General features: G+C 67.4%; 3 protein-coding genes. All 3 read right to left on the bottom strand.

The annotated features are described in order from the left end of the window. Positions 1-318 precede the first annotated feature (318 nt). From glgB to ACX80W_RS08440, 3 genes are read right to left on the bottom strand one after another with little or no spacing between them, the layout of a single operon-like run. Entirely contained in the window at positions 319-4,140 is a 3,822-nt protein-coding gene (gene glgB, locus ACX80W_RS08450) for a 1,4-alpha-glucan branching protein GlgB (RefSeq protein ID WP_459282237.1), read from the bottom strand. Beyond that, entirely contained in the window at positions 4,140-5,906 is a 1,767-nt protein-coding gene (treS, locus tag ACX80W_RS08445; RefSeq protein WP_459282235.1) for a maltose alpha-D-glucosyltransferase, read from the bottom strand. The genes glgB and treS overlap by 1 nt, the downstream gene beginning before the upstream one ends. Beyond that, positions 5,906-7,945, bottom strand: a complete 2,040-nt coding sequence (locus tag ACX80W_RS08440) for an alpha-1,4-glucan--maltose-1-phosphate maltosyltransferase (RefSeq protein ID WP_459282233.1) — start codon at positions 7,943-7,945, stop codon at positions 5,906-5,908. Before ACX80W_RS08440 ends, treS begins: the two co-directional genes overlap by 1 nt. Positions 7,946-7,996 lie beyond the last annotated feature (51 nt).

Genomic DNA, 7,996 nt, shown 5'->3' with positions numbered 1-7,996 from the left:
TGAGTTCTCAAACAACAGGCACTACCGGCACCAAACAACCCGCAAAACCAGGCCATCATCGCTCCGGAGCAACTTTACAAGCTTACCCGCACCAACCCATCCCCGCAAATCGGCCGGCTCCCACCGTTCCGGCTGTCTCCAGCTGGACCCCCCAACCGGCCGGTTCGAGGATCGACAGATCCCGTTCCCTACCGTTCTTGTGGTCGCCATCCGACCGAGAATCTCGATCAGCGCGGATATAAACACTAGCACCCTTCGGCGCGGAATGTAAACCTCAGCCGGCCCCCTTGCGGGGGCCCGGCCGAGGTTCGGGGCGCCTTACTCCCCCGCCGCCTTGGGCATCAGGTAGAGCACGCCCAAGGGAGGAACGCGGACATCCGCGTAGGCAGGCTGCCCGTTGTGGGCGCCTTCGAGGGCGGTGATGGGGCCGTTTCCGACGCCCGACCCGCCGAACTGCTCGGCGTCGGTGTTCAGGACTTCGGCCCATTCCCCCGCCCAGGGCAGGCCGACGCGGAAGCCTTCGTGCGGGCCGCCGGCGAAGTTCGCGATGCACACCAGCGGGTTGCCCTGATGGTCCCACCGGACGAACGAGAGCGTATTGCGTCCGCCGTCGTTCTCATCGATCCACTGGAAACCGGCGGGCTCGTTGTCCCGCGCATAGAGCGCCGGAGTTTCCCGGTAGACGGTGTTGAGCGAGCGCACCAGTTCCTGGACGCCACGGTGCGGAGCGGTGTCGCACAGCCACCAGTCGAGGCCGTGCTGTTCCGCCCATTCGGACTCCTGCGCGAACTCGGAACCCATGAAGATGAGCTGCTTCCCGGGGTGGGCCCACTGGAACGCAAGGTAGGCCCGCACGTTGGCCAGCTGCTGCCAGCGGTCCCCCGGCATCTTCCGCAGGAGGGAACCCTTGCCGTGCACAACCTCGTCGTGGCTGATGGGGAGGAGGAAGTTCTCGGTGTACGCGTACACCATCGAGAACGTCGCCTTGCCGTGGTGGTGGGACCGGTTGATTGGATCCTCGGCCATGTACTGGAGGGTGTCGTGCATCCAGCCCATGTTCCACTTCAGCCCGAAGCCCAGGCCGCCGGCACTCGTTGGCCGGGTGACGCCCGGGAAGGCCGTGGATTCCTCGGCGATCATGACGATGCCCGGCGCCCGCTTGTACGCGGTCGCGGTGACTTCCTGGAGGAAGGAGATGGCCTCGAGGTTCTCCCGCCCGCCCAGGCGGTTGGGCCGCCACTGGCCTTCCTCCCGGGAGTAGTCGAGGTAGAGCATGGATGCCACGGCGTCGACCCGCAGCCCGTCGATGTGGAACTCCTCAAGCCAGTACAGGGCGTTGGCGACGAGGAAGTTGCGCACCTCCCGGCGTCCGAAGTCGAAGATCAGGGTTCCCCAGTCCATGTGCTCGCCCAGCAGGGGATCGCCGTGCTCATAGAGGGTGCCGCCGTCGAACTTGGCCAGCGCCCACTCGTCCTTCGGGAAATGCGCCGGAACCCAGTCCATGATGACGCCGATGCCGGCCTGGTGCAGCTTGTCCACGAGGTACTTGAAGTCGTCCGGGTGCCCGAACCGCGACGTCGGCGCGTAGTAGGACGTGACCTGGTAACCCCAGGAACCGCCGAACGGGTGCTCCGCGACGGGCATGAGCTCGACGTGGGTGAATCCCTGCCAGGTGACGTACTCGACGAGCTGCTCGGCGAGGTCACGGTAGCTCAGGCCAACGCGCCATGAGGCGAGGTGCACCTCGTAGACACTCATGGGGCCGTTGTGGGGATCCTTCGCGGCGCGCTCGGTCATCCAGGCGTCGTCTTCGAAGGCGTAGCGCGATTCGACCACGCGCGAACCGGTCAGCGGAGGAACCTCGGTTCCCCGGGCCATCGGGTCGGCCTTTTCGCGCCAGTGTCCATCGCTGCCGAGGATCTCGTACTTGTAGACGGCGCCTGCCCGGGCACCCGGGATGAAGATCTCCCAGACACCGGAGCTGCCGAGTGCCCGCATCGCATGGACGCTGCCATCCCAGCCGTTGAAGTCGGCCTTGACCCGCACCGCCCTTGCGCTGGGCGCCCAGACGGCGAAGGAGACACCGTCGATGGCCCCGAGCACCGAGGAGTAATGCCGGACGTGGGCGCCCAGGGCAGTCCACAGGGTCTCGTGCCGGCCCTCGGCAATGAGGTGCATGTCGATCTCGCCGAGGGTCGGGAGGAACCGGTAGGGATCGTCCACCAGCTGGGGTTCCCCGCCGTAGGCGACCTCGAGCCGGTAATCCGGAACATGGCCCGGCGTTTCCGCGGCGACCGTTCCGACCCAGACGCCGTTGTGCTCGTGCGTGAGTTCCGTGCGCCCGCCGCCGGTCACGACGACGACAGAGCTCGCCAGCCGGCGGAGGGTGCGGATGGTGACGGTCCCGGAATCGTCGAGGTGCGCACCGAGCACCGCGTGCGGCTGATGGTGCGTGCCCTCGGAGACCTGCTGCAGGACGTCCGTGGGAACGGGAATGGGGGTTGGGTCGACCGGCGGACCGGAGGGCGCCGCGGAACCCTTGGCGGTCCCGGTTGCAGTGCCGGCGGGAACCACGGGCGGGGACGTCGCACCGGCTCCGGAGGGCGACCCGGCGGCCGGCGCGGAGCCGGCACCGGAGTTGCTTCCGGTCGGAGCCGGAGGCGCAGCCGGGGGCTCCGCAGCTGTCCCGGGTGCTCGGCCGGAGGTGGAGGAGGCCCCGGCGGCGGCCATGGCGCCCACGGGTTCGGCCATCGGCCGGCCGGTCAGGGCGTGGCGCACATCCCTGGCCGGCATTTGGACCCATTCGGGCCGGTTCCGCAGCTCGTAAACCACCTCGTAGAGTGCCTTGTCGAGCCAGAGCGCCCGGAACAGCGGCGAGGCCGTGTCGATTTCGTATCCTGCCTCGGCGGCGTATCCGGCGAGGAACGCCGAGGTCGCCGCGGCGGCCCACTGCTCGCCGGCGCGGGCCTTGTCCGATCCCTCGGGGGATGCGCCACGGGACGCGGCGGCGTATTCGAGGGAACGCACCATGCCGACGACATCGCGCAGCGGAACGTCCGGGACGCTCCGCTCGGCCGTGGGTCGGAGGGGTTCACCCTCGAAGTCGAGCACGAGCCAGGATCCGTCCGGCGCCCGCAGGATCTGCCCGAGGTGGAGGTCGGCGTGGATCCGCTGCAGGGCGGGAAGAGTGTCGAGCGCCCGCACCTGGGCGAGAACGGCCTCCACCTCGTCGTCAAACGGTCCGACGGATTCGCCGGCTTCGGCCCACGCCCACTCGATCCGCCGGGTGAGGGCGTCCTTGAAGGCCGCCTGCTCGGCGGGGGTGGCCGGACTGCTGCCGATGGTCTCCTCAAGCTGCCTATGGACCCGCGCGACGATTGCGCCGAGCTCGCGCGCCTCGGCGCTGAAGTCAGTGCCTTCCGAGGCTGCAAGGGCGGCCACGCGCCAGGCGTCCGTGCTTCCCTCGATGAAGTCGCGGAGTACGCTCAGGTGCCCGGTCACGTGGGTTCCGGGTTCGGTGTGCGGCTGCTGCCATTCACCGCTCACCCAGCCGAAGGTTGCGGGGACGTCGGGACATCCGGCGGCGGTGAGCTCGGCACTGACCTTGACGTCGGGGCTCTCCCCGGCTGCCAGCACGCGGAAGAACTTGACGATCATCGAACCCGGGCCGGAACCGACTACCACTGAGGTGTTGGACTGCTCGCCCTGCAGCACCTTGATCTGAACACCGGCGGTTGGGGCGGGCATGCTTTCGAGGGCCAGACCCCTCACCCGTCCGTCGGCGGTGGCGCCGGAGCTGCGGATCAGCTCGATCCAGGCGCCTACGAAGGCGGGGTCGTGGGTTGCATCGTAGACCCAGCGCTTGCCCAGCTCCGGGTGCTGGACCTGCCCGAGGAGCCCTGCGGCTGCCTCCGGCAGCGGATCCGCCCGGTAGCTGAGCGGCACGTTCACGACGTCGGTCCGCCGTCCCGAGCCTACAGCGAGGAAATTCACCTCGAGTGCGGCCTGGCCGGTTGGGTCCTCAAGGACCGTCCCACCCACCACAGTGAGCGAGATGTCCCTGCCCCGGGCCGGGAACCAGCGCTGCGCCGGAAGCCATTCGTTGAGGATTTCAGGAAGGAAAGGCGTGTGGGTTCCCATTACTTAATAGCCTCCGGGATAGGTATGACGGGCATCGCCGCGGTGTGGGGCGATGCACTGTTCGAGCTGGCCGAACGCAACCGGAGCCAGTAGAAGGCATGACTTCCAAGGGTCAGGGTGATGTTGCCGTCCTCGGCGAAGGCCGGGAAGGGCATCCCGCCGAAGAGGTCCCGCAGGCCCCTGCCCGCGAACTCGGGGAGGTGCAGGTTGGCCGCAACGGGGTGCTGGGAGAGGTTGAAAATGCAGAGCACAACTTCGGGGCGCTCGCCCTCGGAGTTTCCTTCGTGGACCTCGCGGACGAAGGCGAGGACGGATTCCGCCTCGGTGGGCACGTTGCGGTAGTCACCCAGGCCGAAGGCCGGGTTGGCACGCCGGACGGCCAGCATCTGGCGCATCCAGTGGAGCAGCGAGCTGGAGGTGGCAAGCTGCGCCTCAACGTTGACGTGGTTGTAGTGGTACACCAGGGACTGCACCACAGGCAGGTACAGCTTGCCCGGATCGGCCGTGGAGAACCCGGCGTTGCGGTCGGGGTTCCACTGCATCGGGGTGCGGGAGGCATCCCGGTCCTCGAGCCAGATGTTGTCCCCCATGCCGATCTCGTCCCCGTAGTAGAGGAACGGGCTGCCCGGCAGGGACAGCAGCAGGGCGTGGATCAGTTCAACCTCGGCCCGGGAGTTGTCGAGCAGCGGCGACAGGCGGCGGCGGATTCCGACGTTGGCGCGCATCCGGGAGTCCGGGGCGTACCAGCCGAGCATCGCCTCGCGCTCTTCATTGGTGACCATTTCGAGGGTGAGTTCGTCGTGGTTCCGCAGGAAGGTTCCCCACTGGGCTCCGCTGGGGATCGCGGGCGTCTCCTCCATCGTCTCGATGATGGGCGCCGCCTTCTGGTCGCGCAGCGCGTAGAAGAGCCGGGGCATGATCGGGAAGTGGAACGCCATGTGGCACTCCGCCCCGGTCTCGTCCCCGAAGTATTCGACGACCTCCTCGGGCATCTGGTTCGCTTCGGCGATGATCACCCGTCCGGGGTAGTTCTCGTCGACCATGGCGCGCAGGTCCTTGAGGAACTCGTGCGTCTTGGGCAGGTTCTCGCAGTTGGTGCCCTCCTCCTCGAAGAGGTAGGGGATGGCGTCGGCGCGGAACCCGTCGATGCCCTGGTCGAGCCAGAACCGCACCACATTGAAGATCGCCTCGATGACCTTCGGGTTTTCGAAGTTGAGGTCCGGCTGGTGGCTGAAGAAGCGGTGCCAGAAGAACTGGCGGCGGACCGGGTCGAAGGTCCAGTTCGACTCTTCGGTGTCCACGAAGATGATGCGCGCGTCCTGGTACTTCTCGTCGGTGTCGCTCCAGACGTAGAAGTCGCCGTAGGGGCCCTCGGGGTCGCGCCGCGACTCCTGGAACCAGTGGTGCTGGTCCGAGGTGTGGTTCAGCGGCAGGTCGATGATGACGCGCACGCCGCGGGCATGCGCTTCGGCCACCAGCCGCTTGAAGTCGCTGATGGTGCCGAACTCATCGAGGACGTCGTAGTAGTCGGCGATGTCATAGCCACCGTCACGCAGGGGCGACTTGAAGAACGGGGGCAGCCAAAGGCAGTCCACGCCGAGCCACTGCAGGTAGTCGAGCTTTTCGATCAGCCCGGAGAAGTCACCCGACCCGTCGCCGTTGGCGTCCGCGAATCCCCGCACCAGGACTTCGTAGAAGACGGCCTTGCGGTACCAGTGGGGGTCGTGCGCAAGTCCGGGTGCATTGAGTTGGAAGGGGTTGGGCACTAGTGCTTCCTCCTGACGTAAAGAATGTGTGCCGGTTCCACGTGGGCGTCCAGCCTGACGTAATTATGTTCGCCCCAGTTCCAGCTCGATCCGGTGAGGAGGTCGTCGACGCGGAACGTGCCGTCCTCGTTGAGGTCGGCCGGCTCGATCGACAGTGCGTCGAGATTGAGGGAGACGGTGCTCTCACGGGCACTGTGCGGGTCGACGTTCACCACGATGATGAGCGTGTCCTTCCCGTTCTCGGTCTCCTTGTGCTTGGAGAACACCACCGTCGACGGGTCGGTGCTTGAGTGCACGGTCAGGTTCTCGAGGTCCCCCAGGGCCGGATGCGCCCGCCGGATCGCGTTCAGCCGGGTCAGGTAGGGGGCCAGGGAGCGCCCCTCGACCTCGGCCGCCGCGTAATCGCGGGGACGGTATTCGAACTTCTCGTTGTCGATGTATTCCTCGGCGCCTGGGCGGGCCACGTGCTCGAAGAGCTCATAGCCCGAATACACGCCCCACAGCGGGCTTGCCATCGACGCGAGCACCGCGCGGATCTTGAAGGCAGCCGGGCCGCCGAACTGCAGGAACGCGGTGAGGATGTCCGGGGTGTTGACGAAGAAGTTCGGACGGAAGTACGGCGCCGAGACCTTGCTGATCTCGGTGAAGTATTCCTCGATCTCCGTCTTGGTGTTCCGCCACGTGAAGTAGGTGTAGGACTGCTGGAACCCGGCGCGGCCCAGGGCGTGCATCATCGCCGGCCGGGTGAAGGCCTCGGCGAGGAAGACGACGTCGGGGTGCTTGGCGTTGACCTGGGCGATGAGCCACTCCCAGAACTGGACCGGCTTGGTGTGCGGGTTGTCGACGCGGAAGATCTTCACGCCGTGGTCGACCCACAGCAGCACGATCCGCAGGATTTCCTGCGGCAGCCCGACGGGATCGTTGTCGAAGTTGATCGGGTAGATGTCCTGGTACTTCTTCGGCGGGTTCTCCGCGTAGGCGATGGAGCCGTCCACTCGGGTCGTGAACCATTCGGGGTGCTCGGTGACCCAGGGGTGGTCCGGGGAGGCCTGGAGCGCGAAGTCCAAGGCGACCTCGAGGTTCAGCTCGGCGGCCCGGGCCACGAACGCGTCGAAATCCTCGAAGGTGCCGAGGTCCGAGTGGATGGCGTCGTGGCCGCCGTCGGCGGATCCGATGGCCCACGGCGAACCGGGATCCCCCGGGGCCGCGGTGAGGGTGTTGTTGGGGCCCTTGCGGTGTGTCTCCCCGATCGGGTGGATGGGGGGCAGGTAGACGACGTCGAAGCCCATGGCCGCGACCGCGTCGAGGCGCTCGGCCGCCGTGCGGAAGTTGCCGGAGACCCACCGGGCGGCGGCGGCGTCGTACACGGCGCCTTCGGAGCGCGGGAAGAATTCGTACCAGGCTCCACGCCCGGCCCGGTCGCGCTCCACGAGGAGAGGGTAGGCCTTCGACAGGCTCACCAGGGCCCGGATCGGCTCGCGCTCGATGGCGTCGAGGATCTCGGGGGTGCTGCCGGCGGAGAGCCGTTCCTCGACGCTGAATGCCGTGTCCCCGAGGGCGGCCGCGGTGCGGCGGAACAGTTCGGCGTCGCGGGGGCTGCGGTCGGCGGCGGCCCGGGTGAACAGGGCGGCCCCTTCGGCGAGCATCAGTTCGACATCGACGTTCGCTGCGATCTTCACGGTCGCGTCGTGGACCCAGGTGCCGTAGAGGTCCGACCAGCCCTCGATGGTGAAGGTGTTGAGCCCGAGCGCCGTGGGGCGGAGCAGGCCCTGCCAGCGGTCCAGGCCCGCGCCCACCGGCTGCAGCCGGATCCGCTGCACCTCGGCGCCGTCCGGCCCGTAGAGCACGGCCGAAACACCCAGTTGGTCGTGGCCCTCGCGGAACACTGTCGCACCGACGACGATGTCCGCGCCGGGCACGGCCTTCGCGGGGAATTGTCCGCCTTCGATGACGGGGCTGACGCCGGTGATGGGGATGCGGCCGAACCGCAGCCCTTCCGCATACGTGCCTTGACGTGGTAGTTCGCTAGATAGGGTCACCCACAGCACGTTAGCGAGTATTGGAACGAAATGCTAAGGGGGCTTGTCGTA

Source organism: Arthrobacter melezitosi (assembly GCF_054511055.1).
The sequence above is the reverse complement of the archived record's forward strand: the minus strand, read 5'-3'. Positions and strand labels throughout refer to the sequence as shown.